10 protein-coding genes are annotated in these 15785 nt (G+C 44.9%); 9 read left to right on the top strand and 1 reads right to left on the bottom strand.

Translation table 11 applies throughout. The features are described from left to right. The first annotated feature begins 46 nt into the window (after nucleotides 1–46). Genes ACK8P8_RS10590 through ACK8P8_RS10580 form a run of 3 tightly spaced genes read left to right on the top strand, consistent with a single transcriptional unit; the run spans nucleotide 47 to nucleotide 3792 of the window. On the top strand, nucleotides 47–1786 hold the full coding sequence (locus tag ACK8P8_RS10590) for a thiamine pyrophosphate-dependent enzyme (RefSeq protein ID WP_410025871.1): 1740 nt from the start codon (nucleotides 47–49) through the stop codon (nucleotides 1784–1786). Nucleotides 1787–1829: 43 nt separating this feature from the next. Next, the gene (locus ACK8P8_RS10585; protein WP_410025870.1) at nucleotides 1830–2726 is read left to right on the top strand and encodes a DUF2156 domain-containing protein; all 897 of its coding nucleotides are present in this window, start codon (nucleotides 1830–1832) and stop codon (nucleotides 2724–2726) included. A 7-nt stretch (nucleotides 2727–2733) separates the two neighbouring features. Then, complete coding sequence (locus ACK8P8_RS10580; protein WP_410025868.1) at nucleotides 2734–3792, top strand: GNAT family N-acetyltransferase; 1059 nt, start codon at nucleotides 2734–2736, stop codon at nucleotides 3790–3792. Here ACK8P8_RS10580 and ACK8P8_RS10575 read toward each other — a convergent pair. Continuing rightward, nucleotides 3770–4561 carry a hypothetical protein gene (locus ACK8P8_RS10575; protein WP_099293822.1) on the bottom strand — a complete coding sequence of 264 codons (792 nt, stop codon included), beginning with the start codon at nucleotides 4559–4561 and terminating at the stop codon, nucleotides 3770–3772. The two genes, ACK8P8_RS10580 and ACK8P8_RS10575, sit on opposite strands and share 23 nt — an antisense overlap. A 257-nt stretch (nucleotides 4562–4818) precedes the next feature. Here ACK8P8_RS10575 and ACK8P8_RS10570 point away from each other — a divergent pair, with 257 nt between their 5' ends. From ACK8P8_RS10570 to ACK8P8_RS10545, 6 genes are all read left to right on the top strand, one after another. Then, nucleotides 4819–5352: an RNA polymerase sigma-70 factor gene (locus ACK8P8_RS10570; protein ID WP_410025867.1), complete on the top strand. Its 534-nt coding sequence runs from the start codon at nucleotides 4819–4821 to the stop codon at nucleotides 5350–5352. A 120-nt stretch (nucleotides 5353–5472) separates the two neighbouring features. Then, nucleotides 5473–6654, top strand: a complete 1182-nt coding sequence (locus tag ACK8P8_RS10565) for a FecR family protein (RefSeq protein WP_227216070.1) — start codon at nucleotides 5473–5475, stop codon at nucleotides 6652–6654. A gap of 170 nt (nucleotides 6655–6824) precedes the next feature. Beyond that, the gene (locus ACK8P8_RS10560; RefSeq protein WP_410025866.1) at nucleotides 6825–10454 is read left to right on the top strand and encodes a SusC/RagA family TonB-linked outer membrane protein; all 3630 of its coding nucleotides are present in this window, start codon (nucleotides 6825–6827) and stop codon (nucleotides 10452–10454) included. Nucleotides 10455–10464: 10 nt separating this feature from the next. Further along, nucleotides 10465–12069, top strand: coding sequence for a RagB/SusD family nutrient uptake outer membrane protein (locus ACK8P8_RS10555; RefSeq protein ID WP_227216067.1), 1605 nt, complete (start codon nucleotides 10465–10467; stop codon nucleotides 12067–12069). A 19-nt stretch (nucleotides 12070–12088) separates the two neighbouring features. Next, nucleotides 12089–13033 carry a hypothetical protein gene (locus ACK8P8_RS10550; protein WP_410025865.1) on the top strand — a complete coding sequence of 315 codons (945 nt, stop codon included), beginning with the start codon at nucleotides 12089–12091 and terminating at the stop codon, nucleotides 13031–13033. Nucleotides 13034–13116: 83 nt separating this feature from the next. Then, a complete protein-coding gene (locus tag ACK8P8_RS10545) occupies nucleotides 13117–15765 on the top strand; it encodes a zinc-dependent metalloprotease (RefSeq protein WP_410025864.1) in 2649 nt (882 codons plus the stop codon). Nucleotides 15766–15785: the final 20 nt, after the last annotated feature.

Genomic DNA, 15785 nt, shown 5'->3' with positions numbered 1-15785 from the left:
TACGTTTACCTGTAGAGATTAGAAAACAATATTAAAACTACAGGATATGGCGAAAAAAGTAGCAGAACAATTGGTCGAAATACTGGTAGAAGTCGGAGTGAAACGTATTTATGCCGTGACAGGCGATAGTTTGAATGAAATAAATGACGCTGTGCGGCGTAATGGTAAAATTCAATGGATACACGTGCGACACGAGGAAGTCGGGGCTTACGCGGCAGGAGCCGAGGCGCAGCTTCATGGGCAGTTGGCTTGTTGCGCCGGGAGTAGCGGACCGGGACACGTGCATCTGATCAACGGTCTGTATGACGCTCATCGTTCCGGGGCTCCGGTGCTGGCGTTGGCATCGACAATGGCGACCGAGGAGTTCGGTTCCCGGTATTTTCAAGAAACCGATACGATAAAATTATTTGATGATTGCAGTTATTATAATCAAGTGGCAGCTACACCAGCTCAATTGCCCCGTATGTTACAGGCGGCAATGCAAACGGCGTTATCCCGGCACGGTGTTGCCGTGGTCGGTATTCCGGGAGATGTGACGGCGAAAGATTCGGTAGATATTTTTTCATCTTTGCACCCTTTCCCGACTCAACCGTCTATCCGTCCTTCCGACAAGGAATTGGACGAGCTGTCAGTCTTGTTGAACAATAAAACGAAAATCACTCTATTTTGCGGGATGGGAGCGAAAGATGCTCATGCCGAGGTGGTGGAATTGTCACATCGGTTGAACGCTCCCGTGGCTTATTCTTTCAAAAGCAAAATGGAAATACAGTACGATAACCCGAACGAGGTCGGTATGACCGGGTTATTAGGTATGCCTTCCGGTTATGACAGTATGCACGAGGCGGAAGTTCTCGTAATGCTCGGTACGGATTTTCCCTATGCGCCTTTTATGCCGGAGAATAACACGATCGTTCAGATTGATATAAAACCGGAACGATTGGGACGACGGGCGAAGGTAGACATGGGACTTTGCGGCGACGTGAGAGCAACGTTGCAGGCTTTGCTGCCTCGGATCAAGCAAAAAGAAGACGATGATTTCTTGAAAAAACAATTGAAAGGGTACGAACGGGTAAAGGAGAATTTGAATGCTTACGTGGAAGTACACGGCGAGAAAGATCGGATTCACCCGGAATACGTGATGTCTGTCGTGGACAAGTTAGCGTCGAAAGACGCGATCTTTGCCGTGGATACCGGGATGACTTGTGTTTGGGGGGCCCGCTATCTGCACGGGACGGGACAACGGAAAATGTTGGGTTCGTTTAACCACGGTTCCATGGCAAATGCCGTTCCCCAAGCTATCGGGGCTTCGCTGGCGTATCCCGACAGACAGGTATGGGCATTGTGCGGGGACGGCGGATTGTCTATGTTGCTGGGAGATCTTTCCACGATTGTACAATATAAATTGCCCGTGAAAATCGTCGTGTTCAATAACCGTTCGTTGGGAATGGTGAAATTGGAGATGGAAGTTGCCGGGTTACCCGATTGGCAGACAGACATGGAGAATCCCGATTTCGCCCTCGTGGCAAAAGCCATGGGCATGGAAGGATTCACGGTAAACGATCCCGAGGAAGTTCAATCGACACTGGAAAAAGCGATGAAAATAAACGGCCCGGTGCTGGTGAACGTGATGACCGACCCGAACGCTCTCGCCATGCCGCCCAAGGTGGAGTGGAGCCAGATGCTGGGATTTGCGCAATCCATGTATAAGTTGATGCTCAACGGACGGACAAAGGAAATTTTGGATACGATCACGTCTAATTTCAGACACATGAAAGAAGTGCTATGAGATGAAAGATTGTATCTTTGTATTGTAATAAAGATAGAATTATATGATAGATTTTAAACCGATCAAAATTGAAGATAAAGAGTTAATAACGTCGTATTTTTTGGCCTGCGGGAACCGGGATTGCAACCTGTCATTCGTGAATTTGTACACGTGGCAGTTCCTGACTAACAGTTGCTATGCCGTGGTGGATAATTGCCTGATCGTGCGTTTCACGCTGGACGAGGAAAGTATCGTGTACACGATGCCCGTCGGGACAGGGGACGTGAAAGGAATCATCGGGATGTTGAAAGAGCAGGCAAAGGCTGAAGGGCATGTCTTGCGGATACATGGCGTGTTCCCGGAAATGGAAGAGTGGTTCAACCGGGAGTTCCCCGGACGATTTGATTACCGTCTGGATCGGGATTATTTTGACTATATATATATAAGGAAAGAATTGGCGGAATTGAAAGGTAAGAATTTCCAGCCCAAGCGGAATCATGTCAACAAGTTCAAGCGGACGTACAATTATCGTTACACTCCCTTGACGGCGGACATGATTCCGCATTGCCTCGAACTGGAGGAGAAATGGTGCGAGCAACACGGTTGTGATGAAGAGCAGAGCTTGATTAACGAGCGAAAAGCATTGAACTCCGCGTTACGCCATTTTGAAGAGTTGGAACTGACGGGCGGTGCGCTTTGGGTGGATGACGAGATTGTCGGTTTTACCTATGGCGCTCCCGTGAATAAGGATACTTTTGCCGTGCATATCGAGAAAGCGGATAGCCGTATCGACGGGGCTTATAATATATTGAATCAAGAATTTGCCTTGCATATTCCGGAAAAATATATTTACTTGAACCGGGAAGAAGACTTGGGATTAGTCGGCTTACGAAAGGCAAAGTTATCTTATCGTCCCGTGATTCTGTTGGAAAAAGGGTACGCTCAATTAATCGAAAATTGAAAATGGCATGAAACAAGAGGTAATGGATTTGTGGCGATTGTGTTTTGACGACACGGAAGAGTTTATTCGTTTCTATTTCAGTAAGAAATATAAAGACGAAAACACTCTTGTATATCGTGACCGGCAAGGTGATGCTGTCGCGGCGCTGCAAATGCCGCTTTACCCGATGACCTTCGCCGGAACCTTGTTGCAGACGGGGTATATTTCGGGCGCTTGTACCCACCCTCTAGCCCGTGCGCGGGGAATCATGACAAAGTTATTGCAGGAGGCCTTTGCCGTGATGAGAAAGCGGGATGTCCCCGTGAGTACTTTAATCCCGGCAAACGATTGGTTGTACGGCTATTACGAGAAGATGGGATATGCCGCTATTTTTGATTTCTCACCCGAACATTACACGATTCTCGCTCCTCCCGTGTCGGAGCATTACCGGGTGGAGGCGTTCCGTGACGAGGCTTTGTTGACAGACGAAGTGTTTCGTTATTTTGAAGATGCCATGCTCCGTCGTCCCTGTTGTATTCAACATGACCGGGAGGATTTTAACACGATTATGGAGGATTTGCGTATAAGCGAAGGTGCTTTGCTCGTGGCGTATAACCGTGAAGATCACCTTGTCGGCATGGCATTTGCCGAGCCGCGGGGGAATCATGTTTTGGTAAAAGATTGGCTGTATGACTCCGGGGAAGTAAAACAGGCGCTCTTGTGGGGGATAATGACACGTTTGGATACTGCCGAAATATTCTGTCGTTCGCTACCGACGGGGAAAAATGACGAACATCGGGGGATGGCGAGAATCTTGGACGTGGAACAGGTGTTGCGGTTGTATGCTGTCCGTTATCCCGATCTGCATCTCGTGTTGAAAGTGACGGATGAACAAATCCCGGAGAACACGGGAATATATATCGTCGGTGAGGGCGCTTGTACCCGGAAAGTCGCCGAAGAAACACCCGTCGAATTGACCGTGCAAGAGTTAACCTGTTTGGTATTCGGTTATTACCCGGAACGTTTTCCCGGGTTAGCCTCTCGTTTCAAAGCCTGTCATCCTTTTATAAGTCTGATGCTGGACTGATTTTCCGATCCTGTTTCGGGTTTTTCGAGTTCACGATACCGTCGATCTCTTCGAGGGTAAGTTTCTTCACGTTTGTAATGATAATGTTCTCTTTCAGGAAATTACCATACGTGTTGCACTCGTTGATGATGGTTTCGAATATTTCTTTCAACCCGGCATCAATCGGCAACAAAAGGGTAAACATGATGTATTTATCGAAGTGCTCGGAACTCTCGATTTCTCCTTTAGCCTTGGTCACTACCAGTTCGGTTTCTTTCTTGGCAATATCCCATTGGAACGGTTGTATAACCACCCCCTCGTTGGCAATATAAACACAGAAATAACGTAATAGAGTCCCGTGACCGCCCAGTCCCGTGGAAACAAACACGGTAGATTCATCCAGCAGGGAAGATTGAATCAACATACGCGATTGTTGCAACGCCACGGTCGCCCATTTTTTCAACGGGGTGTCTTCCTTCTGGAATGCCTCAATCTTCCGGTATATCGCTATATCATTTATCGTGGCCAGTACAGCCAGAATCTTTCTCTTCTTGTCTTCACTGACGGACTCGTTGTACAATTCATCCGTCAACTGGGGAGCTTCCTCTATCAGCATCTTGAATTTCGTCTTGTCCTTCATCAAAAATTCAAGAAGTGCCATAAAGTGATGTTGCACCTCCACGTCTATTTCTTCTTCCATGATATTGAGTTGTGAAGCGTTTTTTGCCAAAAACTCGTTCACGTTACCCCATTTCTTCTCGTCTCTGTTGTCTTTATCTTCTGCTTTCATATTACAAAAATAAGCTATTTATTGATTATACGAATTAAAAAAGAAAAGTTTTCTTTTAATTCATGGAATGGTAATTCGATATTCTTGTATGCCCGGAAGAGAGCGAAGGAATTTTTGAAGAGAAAAGTTGCATCGGGGAATTGAATCTGCGCTTAAATCAAATTAAATGTCAATTGTTTTTTCATGTGAAAATTGTGTATCTTTGTTGTCGAGTTAATATGTGGATATTGTCGGGTAATCAAATAAATTGAATGAGCATGTTAGATGTGAAACGACCGGAGGTATTTGAGGAGATATTCCATGAATATTATGCTTCGTTATGTTATTTCGCAAACAAGTTCGTGCAAGACGAGGATGCGGCTAAAGATATCGTGCAGGAAGTGTTTGTTCATTTCTGGGAGTCTAAGGGGCGTTTCGAGAACCGGGTGGCATTGAAATCTTTTTTATACAGTTGTGTACAAAACGGGGCATTGAACTATTTAAATAAGTTGCGTACCCGCGATAAAGTCGGGAAGCAATTGGAATTGCCCGTTACGGATCCGGATGATATATTTTGTTTTGAAGTGGAAGCGGATGTTTTCGAGGAGATTTTTGTTGCCATAGAAGAATTGCCCGATGAATGCAGACGTGTTTTTAAAATGAGTTATATTGAATTTTTGGATATAAAGACTATCTGCGAGCGATTAAGCGTGGCGGAATCGACCGTGAAGACCCAGCGGCAGCGGGCAAAAAAATACTTGAAAGAACGTTTGCAACACCTTCGTCCTCTGGTGGAGTTTATTTTTTTCTAAAGAAATTTTCTTTTCTTGTCATCCTTTTTCATGTTCGTTTGTTTTATATTCGAAACATCGGATACGTTACGTGTTTTTCACGGCGGATGTAATTGTTTGATGTGTAAAATGGAGAAAACAATGAAAGTAATGAAAAATAAGTTGGCCGGACGTGACCGGGGAAAAATTGTCCGTTCATTGCTGGGGTATTTTGTAAAAGAAGAAAATGCCGGGCAACGGGAAGTCTTGGAGGAGTGGTTGAGTAGCGGGGAGAAAAATAAGGCTTTGTTCGACCGATTGAATGACAAGGGATATGTTCAGAAAGGAATGAAGGAGTTTCAAGGATACGATTCACGGGAAGGGTGGGAAAAAGTAAAAGGCAAGATTAGTGCCCGACACCGGAGATTACTTTCGAGGTGGAGTTACGCGGCATCTGTTATTATTTTACTTGGAGTCGGGATAGCCGTTTGGAACGTGTTCCCGGGAGAGGGAAACGAGTCTTTGGTAATACATGCCGCGTTGCAGGAAGATATAGCTCCCGGATGTTCGCGGGCTGTACTGGTACTGGAATCGGGCGAAACGATATTTCTGGGACAGGGGCAGGATTCGTTGACTCGGGGTGTCGTGGGTGAAAATTTCATGAATGACGGGGAACGATTGGTGTATTCTGATGCGGTAGAAGAAAAGGCAAAGATTCACACGTTACAAGTCCCGCGGGGAGGGGAATACACGCTGTGTTTGTCGGACGGTACCATGATCACGTTGAATGCCAACTCTAAAATACAATATCCGGATCGTTTTTCCGGCGGGGAACGTTGGGTGGAGCTTGAGGGGGAGGCTTATTTTGAAGTGGCCAAAGACAGCAAACATCCGTTCGTCGTGAGGTCACTGGGAACTGAAGTCCGGGTGTTGGGAACCTCCTTTAACATGAAGTCATACCGGGACGAGGTGCAGCAGACCACGTTGGTCGAAGGGGCTGTGGAGGTGACGGGTGAGCGGCAAAAAGTGAGGCTTGTACCGGGAGAACAAGTTGTCCGGGAAGGGAACAATCTCCGGGTGAGAGAGGTGAATACGGCTTCCTACACGGCATGGACGAAGCAGCGTCTGGTATTTGATAATGAGCCGTTGGACGTGGTAATGAAGATGTTACAGCGTTGGTATGATGTCGAGATACGTATCGAGGATGCATCGTTGAAAGAGATGCGTTTTACTGCCGATTTGCCAAGGTACGAGCATATTAAAAAGATATTGGATTTGTTGGAGATGACAACAAGCGTGAAATTCGAGTTAAATGAAAATGTTTTGAGAGTGAAGAAAGAATGATATAAAACAGCAGGGAAATGTTACTAGCATTCCCCTGCGGTATCAAGTAACGTCATATTACTAGTATGACATTATTCATTAATTATAATATTTAGTGCAAATCTATGGAAAAAAAACGAGATTATGACATCGGGAGGGTATCTTATGTCATAAAAAAAATGATTAGGGTTATGAAACTTTTTGGTCTTTTGTTATGTTTGTCGTTATCTTCGGTTGCGGCCAATTCATTGGGACAGGTTCGCTTGAGCTTGGAAATGAAGGATGTTGCCTTGGAAGAGGTATTTAACGAGATTGTACGTTTGACGGATTACAAATTCATTTATAGTAATAATGAATTTGAGTCTGTCGGGAAAATAAGCGTGAGCGTGAAGGATAAGGATTTAGAGGAGGTTATCCGGATATGTTTGGCTGGTACGAAGTTGGGTTTCCGTATTGAGGATAAATTGGTGTTGATTTCTCCTAAGTTATTCGTGGAGGATAAAAAGGAGAGTAAAAAACCGGTTGTAGCCAAGGGGATAGTCGTGGATGGAGATAAATCGCCTCTTCCCGGTGTTACGGTGATATTAAAGGGGACAAAGACGGGGGTTGTTACGAATGTGGAGGGTGAATTTTCTATTCTGATACCGGATACCACGAACGCTGAGTTACTTTTTACTTTCGTGGGAATGGTTCCGGTGACGGTGAAGTATCAGGATCGTCCGAAAAAAGGCGTGTGGACAATCAAGATGGAAGAGGATCTGGTCGCCATGGATGAGGTAACCGTGGTAAGCACCGGGTATGGCGATGTAGACCGCCGCCGGTTAACCAGTGCGGTAACTTCTTTGAATATGGATGATATTATGGTACCCGGCTTTAGTTCCGTGGATCAGATGTTGGAAGGGCGTATACCGGGTATGATTTTTATGCAAAATTCCGGACAGGTGGGAGCGGCACCGCGGGTACGTATCCGGGGAAACTCGACAGTGATCGGTAATCAGGAACCCTTGTGGGTAGTGGATGGTATCGTGCAGAGCGATCCGGTGAACGTGAATCCGGCACAGTTGAATGACTTGGATTTCGTGAACTTGCTGGGGAATGCCATTGCCGGATTGAACCCGGAAGATATTGAACGGATAGACGTGTTGAAAGATGCGGCAGCCACGGCTATTTACGGGACTCGGGCAGCCAACGGGGTGATTGTGATCACGACGAAAAAAGGAAAAATCGGTAAGCCGACAGTTTCTTACGCTTTCACGGGGACTTTTTCCCGTCGTCCTTATTACTCGGACAAAACGGTGAATTTGATGAACTCGAAGGAGCGCGTGGAGGCTTCCCGGGAGTTGTTCGAGCGTCAGATCGGTTATGATAACGTGACAAACTTTGTAGGCTACGAAAAAGCTTATTTGGATTATCAAGCCGGTTTAATCGATTTTACCGAGTTTAATCGCTTGACGGATTATTACGAGACGTTGAACACGGATTGGTTTGACGTGTTGTTACAAAATTCGTTCTCGCACAAGCACACGCTGAGTTTGAGCGGGGGAAGCGAGAATATCCGTTATTACGCGTCCGTGGGGTATAATGACCAACAGGGTGTGATCAGGAAGGAGAAGAATGATCAATTCACGGTGAATATGAAATTGAACGGGACGTACGATAAATTGCAGTTCCAGTTTAACATGAATTTCAATAATTCGAAAAAGCATTACACGCCGAGTGTAGATGGGGTTAGCGTGACACAATATGCTTACCAGACGAATCGGGCTTTGCCGGCTTATAATCCCGACGGCTCACGTGCTTTCTACCAGTTTAGCGAGGTGAAACAATATAACGACGTGTTATTCAATATGGAGAACGAGATGGACAAGACTTATCAGGATATTGAGAGTAATGCGGTTAATTTGACGGGAATGGTGAAATACACGTTCTGGAACGTGTTGACAGTGGAGGGGACGGCTTCTTGTTCTTCTAGCGTGACGAACCAAGATGAGATATACGAGGAGGGATCGTATTATGTCGCTAAATTGAGAAATGGTGGAGAGGCAGCTCAGAACGAGTGTCCCGTGGGAGGCGAGTGGAATAATACGATCACGCGTCAAAATTCGTGGTTGGCTCGTTTGCAGTTAAATTACTCCCAGCAATTTGGGAACTTGCATTTCTTGACAGGTTCTTTGGGAGGGGAGCTTTCATCCAAGAAGTATAACACGACCAAGATGACTCAGCGGGGATATTATCCTGACCGGGGATTGAGTTTCGGAACATTGGAAGACGAAGATTTGGTAAATAATGATTATTATAAATCATATACCGCTTACCGAAAATGGTTGGCGAAGAATGTTCCCTCGTTGTCGCGGATGGAAACAAATTTGGGTTCATTGTACTTTTCTGCCAGTTACACGTATAATGATTTGTACACGATTAACTTCAATACCCGTATGGATATTTCGAATCAGTTCGGTAGCCGTAGTCGGGAGAAATTGTTGCCTATATGGTCTGTATCCGGACGTTGGAATATTGCCCGCCAGTTTTGGCCGGAAAACGGGAACGTGAACGAGTTGGCGTTGAAATTGTCTTACGGTCATCAGGGAAACATGATTGACGGGCAAACTTCTAAGATGATTATCAATAAGGGATCGACTGATTCGTATTTGGGAGGATTTGTTTCCACGGTGAATGCTTTCCCGAATCCGGATTTGAAATGGGAAACCACGGCGTCGTATAATGCGGAATTGGTATTCTCGTTATTGAAAAACAAAATTTCGGGTTCCGTGGGCTATTTTTACAAGAAAACGACGGATGCTTTCTTGACGAAGACAATTTCCGGTATCAATGGTCGCGAGAGTTACACGGTGAACGAGGGAAGTTTGGAAAATCAAGGTGTGGAGGTGACGTTGAGTTTCACGCCGATTAATCAAGCGTTGACTGCTGACGGGAAACGCGGTTTCGTGTGGCGTTTTGACCCGCAAATCGGGCAAGTGGTGAATAATCTGGTGAATAAGGCGATTAATAACCAGAATAATATTTTGCGAGATGACGTGACTTACAATGATTTCCTTAACGGTAACGTGGAAGTGGCAGGCGAACCGTTGGAAACCTTCTTCTCGTATCGTTTCAAAGGGTTGAGTCCCGTGGATGGTAGTCCCATGTATTATGGCATGGAAGCTGAGAATGCTGATGAATTGACTCTCAAATATAATGGAATGAATAATGAAGATGTTATTTTGGCGGTGATGGAACCGAGCGGTACCCGGGTGCCGGTATTGCAGGGAGGATTCTCTAACTATTTGGGATACCGTCAATTCAGTTTGTCATTTAATTTCACGTATAGTTTGGGTAATAAAATCCGGATGTTGAAATTGAGCGAGGACTTTAATGTGCGCCCTTATCCGCAGAAGAATATGCGTCGGGAATTCGTGAACCGTTGGCGTCGTCCGGGTGACGAACAGAAAACGAATATTCCGGGATTGGTGGCAAGTGATAGAATTAATACTCCGTGGTGGGGTGATAGATGGGATACAGAGTTCGAGTTTGCGGGTAGCGGTGATACGTTCTATTCCATGTACGATTATTCGGATATCCGTGTCGTGAAAGGGGATTACTTGAAATTACAATCGTTGTCGTTGCGTTACAACGTGGAGGGTAAAATTTGCAAGAAATTAGGTATGAAGTCTGCTTACGTTAGTTTGTCGGGAACGAACCTCTTTACTTGGCAGAGTAAAAAAGCAAAAGGTATGGACGTATCGTCGCAATCGGGAAGTTCATCGACAATTAATTTGTCCGTGCGTCCAACCTATTCTTTGTCTTTAAACGTAACTTTCTAATTCGGGAATTATGAATACATTGAGAATATTAGTTTTTGCAATTGTTTTCGGGGGCACGCTGGGTGCTTGCTCTGATTTTTTCGAGGAAGAGTCCCAAAATCAAGCTTATGTGGCGCATGTAGAGGATCTGGATGAATTGCTGAAAGGAGAAGCGTATATAAATGAAGAGGGTTTTTCCCAAAGTATGTATTATGCGGGTAGCACTAATAGAGTTATGAGTCAGACAAACCGCTATTTTCCATGGGTTCACGTGTTGGATGATGATGTGACGGAATTTGCAGAGGGATATTATGGAACGAGAGATAATTGGATACGTGCGAATGCAGCTTCGGCTTACGGTTGGCAATCAAATCCTTTCACCAATAAGAATGGGGTGGTGTATGCCGCTGACGATTGGGATAAGTCGTATAAACGTATAGCCGTGTTGAATTCGGTGCTTTACACGATTGGTGATTTCCGGAAGGGTGAACAAGATACTTTAGCAAACCGGGTGGAGGGAGAAGCAGCATTTTTGCGGGCTTACTATTACTATTGGTTAGTGAATATTTATGCGCAACCCTATTCCGTTGAAACTGCCGGAACGGAACCGGGAGTGCCTTTAAAGATCTCGGAAGTGGTGGAAGATAAGTATTTTTCCCGGAATTCGGTGAAGGAAGTCTACGAGCAGATACGTGCGGATTTGCGTCGCAGTATCGCTGCCTTTAAAAATACTCAAGAATCCATTCGCCCGAACAAGGCGAATTACACAGCCGCTTGTATCTTGATGAGCCGGGTGAGTCTTTACATGGAGGAGTATGAGGATGCTATCGCTTATGCCGATTCGGCTATTACCCGTGGCAAACACTCGATTTTAGATGTTAACGGTTTGAAACCGGGTGATAGCTTCACGTACGAAAGATCGCCGGAAACGGTCTTTACCATGGGCGGGTATATCATGAATCAGATTCATCAACCCGATAGCTTGAGTAGCTGGGGACCTAAAAACTCGATTGTTTCTGCTTATAAATCATCGGATGAATTGTTGCGGTGTTATGGCACAAATGATTTACGGCGGAGTATTTTCTTCAAGAGTGCACATTGGATGAAAACGGCATACCATTGTTGGAAAAATCGGGAAATGACGGGAAGGATCGGTGATTACATGTTGTTCCGTATTCCAGAGGCTTACTTGAACAAAGCAGAGGCTCAGGCAATTTTGGGCGACGAGGCGGGTGCTAAGCAGACCTTAAACGTGTTGCGGGAGAAACGCTTCGTGATAGGAGAAATGCCGTCAATCGAGAGCGAAATGGTTGCTAGTGGGGAGAATCTGGTGAATTTCGTCCGGAGCGAACGTCGCCGGGAGCTTTGCTATGAGGGACATAGGTGGTTCGATTTGCGCCGTTATGCGGTGAACACGAAATACCCATTCACGAAGACCATCCGTCACGAGGTGCGGGAATGGCAAGGAGCCGCTTCTGCCGCAGGATATTACACGACGGTAGGTTATTACGAAATCGACACACAAAAGGATAAGGTGGTGTTTGCTTTCCCGTTGCCACAGGATGAGATTATTTTTAACAAAGGCGAACTGGTGCAGAATGCAGCCCGTCCGAAAAGGGAAATGATACGGTATTAATCAATAAAACGTTGGTATAATGAAAAAATGGTATTATATAGGAATGTTTTTTATGTTTCTTGCGGCTTGGGCATGTGATCAAGAAGATGATTTGACCCCTTCCGGGCACGAGAAAGAGTGGATGATTATTAAAGATTCGGACGATCCGTTAGATAAATTGCGTTACGAGATCTTCCGGGATTACGGGGTGCCCACGTATTATAACGATACGATCGGGAGCGAGGAACGGGTGGATATGTCGGGAAACATGTACACGTATTACGAATGCTTGAAGATCTTTTACTATCCCGGAGGGGCGACTTCCACGAATTATTCTGACAATCATATTATTGATTACGTGGAGGAGGATGAGAGGGAAGCCACGTTAATACCGGTGTTGAATGAGTTTAGAGATCAGATATTCTCGCGATTCAAGGTGAATACCCGTTTGCCCGCTTTTTTCTTCGCAGATTCTATCGGGTTTACTAATGTTAGAGAGGAATATTTTAGGATAGAATCTTATTACGGGTATAACACGTTTGCCGTGAATCTAGATTCGTTGCCGTTCTTGGGAGTTGAGAAGTTTACACGTAAGACGTTAGAGAAGTATTTTAGCGGATTGTTGGCTTCTTCTGTTAATGCGAGTTGGAAAGAGGCGTTCTTGCAAGTGACTAGGGGATTGAAAGAGCGGTTTGAATATTCTACAGATATGGGGTGGGGCGCAATTTCACTTGCAGATGCTTTGGCGGGAACGAGTTTCACGAAGAAAGAGGAGTTAGGATTTATGGTTTCATTCCTAGATACGAATTACGGGAATGAATCGATTCCAACGGAAAGCATGGATATATCCTCTTATGTAGATGCGGTGTTGACTCGTACGGAAGCGGATTTTGCTGTGGAGTACGGGGAATATAAGTCGGTGATGGAAAAATTCCGAATGATGAGGAGCAAATTGGTCGAGTTGGGATATTTATTTACGAATTAATCATTAATGCAATAAAAACAGTATAAGCATGATGGATATCGTCATGCTTATACTTACAATGTAAATCACTAAAAATTAAAATCATGAGAAAAAGTATTGTATTGTTGTTGGTGGCATTATTTTTCATGCCACTTGGGGACACTTTGTATGCCGCTTCACGGAAGAAAAAGAAAGACAAGGACAAAACGGAGGAAGTAGCTCCGGAAAAGAAAGAAAGTAAATACGACAAGTTGTTGAAAAAGCCGGGAGTGAAAACTGTGAAAGGAGATTTTATCACTTTGCACCGTATCGGGAATAAAGTGTATTTCGAGTATCCGTTGAAATATATGGGACGCGAATTGCTGATTGCTTCCACGATTTCTGAAACGAGTAATCCGAATTTCTGCACGGTAGGATATAAACCTGCTGATCCTATGCACGTGAGATTCGATTTGCAAGACAGTACTATTTTCTTGCGTAAGGTGAATGCCATCGTGGAATATAATGAAAAGGAAGCGAATTTGAAGGAAGCGGTTGAAAAGAATTATATTGACCCTTATATGCAAAAGTACACGCTTGAAGCGTATAATGCAGATAGTTCTGCGATAGTTTTCGACGTGTCGCCCCTGTTTGTGGTGAATGTACCCGAGTTGACACCGGTTCCGAATATGTCTGCCGGAATGATCTCCATCAGTTCTTCTCCCAAGGCAGAATTGTTTTCTTTGGCCGGGATGAAGGCTTTTGAAGATAATGTTTCTATCGCCACGAACATGACTCATTCGGTGAGCGCTTCTCTTTTTATTTTTACAATCAACTTGGGTGAAATATCCAATAAGGTGACTCGTACCGTGTTATTGTTACCGGAAGACAAAGACCGGATGAAACCGAGAATTTCGGATTCCCGCGTAGGTATCTTCTTGACTGGGAAACAACGTATTTCTACCGAAGAGGATGGAATACAACAATACACGTTTGCCAATCGCTGGCGTTTGGAACCGAAAGACATGCGTGCGTGGGAACGGGGCGAACTGGTAGAGCCGGTGAAACCTATCGTGTGGTATGTTGACAATACTTTCCCGGAAGGGTGGAAAGAGCCGATCCGCAAGGGTATTTTGAGATGGAACCAAGCTTTCGAAAAGATCGGTTTTAAAAATGCCGTTCAAGTGCGCGATTTCCCGACAGCGGACGAAGATCCTGATTTCGACCCGGATAACTTGAAATATTCTTGTATTCGTTACTCCCCCGTGACAACTATGAATGCTATGGGACCATCTTGGGTAGACCCGAAAACGGGAGAGATTTTGAATGCTTCTGTGTTGATTTACAACGATGTGGTAAAATTGAATAATATGTGGCGTTTCACGCAGACGGCTCAAATTGATCCTCGCGTGCGTGCAAAAAAAATGCCGAAAGAGGTGATGGACGAGTCTTTGGAATATGTGGTGGCTCACGAGATTGGTCACACGTTGGGTATGATGCACAATATGTCTGCTTCCGCCGCTTTCCCCGTGGATTCATTGCGTAGTGCGTCGTTCACGCGGAAATACGGAACGACTCCTTCTATCATGGATTATGCTCGTTTCAACTATGTGGCTCAACCCGGGGACAAGGGATTGAAATTGACTCCTCCTATGCTCGGTTGCTACGACGAGTTTGCTATCAAATGGTTGTACTCTCCGATTGCCGGAAACTTGGATGTATTCGGTGAGGCTAAAGTAGTAGAGTCTTGGGTCGACGAGAAAGCCGGAGATCCGCTTTACCGTTACGGGAAACAACAAATCTACTCTCGTTACGATCCGAGTGCCATCGAAGAGGATCTGGGTGACGATCCGATGAAGGCCAGCGAGTATGGTATCAAGAACTTGAAATATATCATGGAACACTTGAACGAGTGGATCGATGATGACGCTTCTACCGCTCATCGCCAATTCCTGTATGAAGGTATTGTGACTCAATATTATCGTTATTTGGTGAACGTGTTGTATAACGTGGGTGGTATTTACTTGACGGAAGTGAAGGATGGTACTCCGGGAGAACGTTACCAAGCTGTGGATGCGAAGCGCCAGAGTGCTTCTTTGAAATGGGTTGTGAAACAATTGCTTGATAGCGAGTGGTTGGAGAATGAAGATGTGGTTTCTAAATTCGGTTTATCTGCTACCACGGCGAACAGCAAAGTGTACGCCGGATTGATGGCCAAATTATTGGAGGCAAACTTGAATGTACTCGTTTCCTCGCACGTTGCTGGGGGGGATTACACGCAAGCGAATTATTACAACGATTTGTACAACTCTATTTTTGCTAAAACGATTAGTGGTAAAAAATTGAACCGTTTGGATAAGGCTGTTCAACGTGGTGTTTTGCAGACATTTGTAAAACAGATGCAAACTTTGACGGGTGCTAAAAAATTGACGAACGTGGCAGCATTCACGCCTTCTATTGACGAGGTATTCGCCTATGGATTGGATGAGATCGGAATTCTTGCTGCTTTCAAAGACCAATTGCAAGCTGTTGAACAAGAGAATGGTTGCGGTACCGTGATGAATGAATTAAGATTGCACCAATTTGGCGACACTTATGGCTATGGATTCCAGAAAGTAGTTGACATGAAATTGTATGACGAATCTTTGGCTCATTACACGACGATGTACGTGAAATTATTGAACTTGATGAAATCCAAAGCGCTTACTGCGCACAAAGATGACCGTGCACACTACCAATCTATGGTGGTTGCTTTGGAATTGTTGAAAAAATAATATTTTCATACGATTATTTT

Origin of the sequence: Butyricimonas muris (assembly GCF_046365375.1) — a bacterium.
Classification (GTDB): Bacteria; Bacteroidota; Bacteroidia; order Bacteroidales; family Marinifilaceae; genus Butyricimonas; species Butyricimonas muris.
The sequence above is the reverse complement of the archived record's forward strand: the minus strand, read 5'-3'. Positions and strand labels throughout refer to the sequence as shown.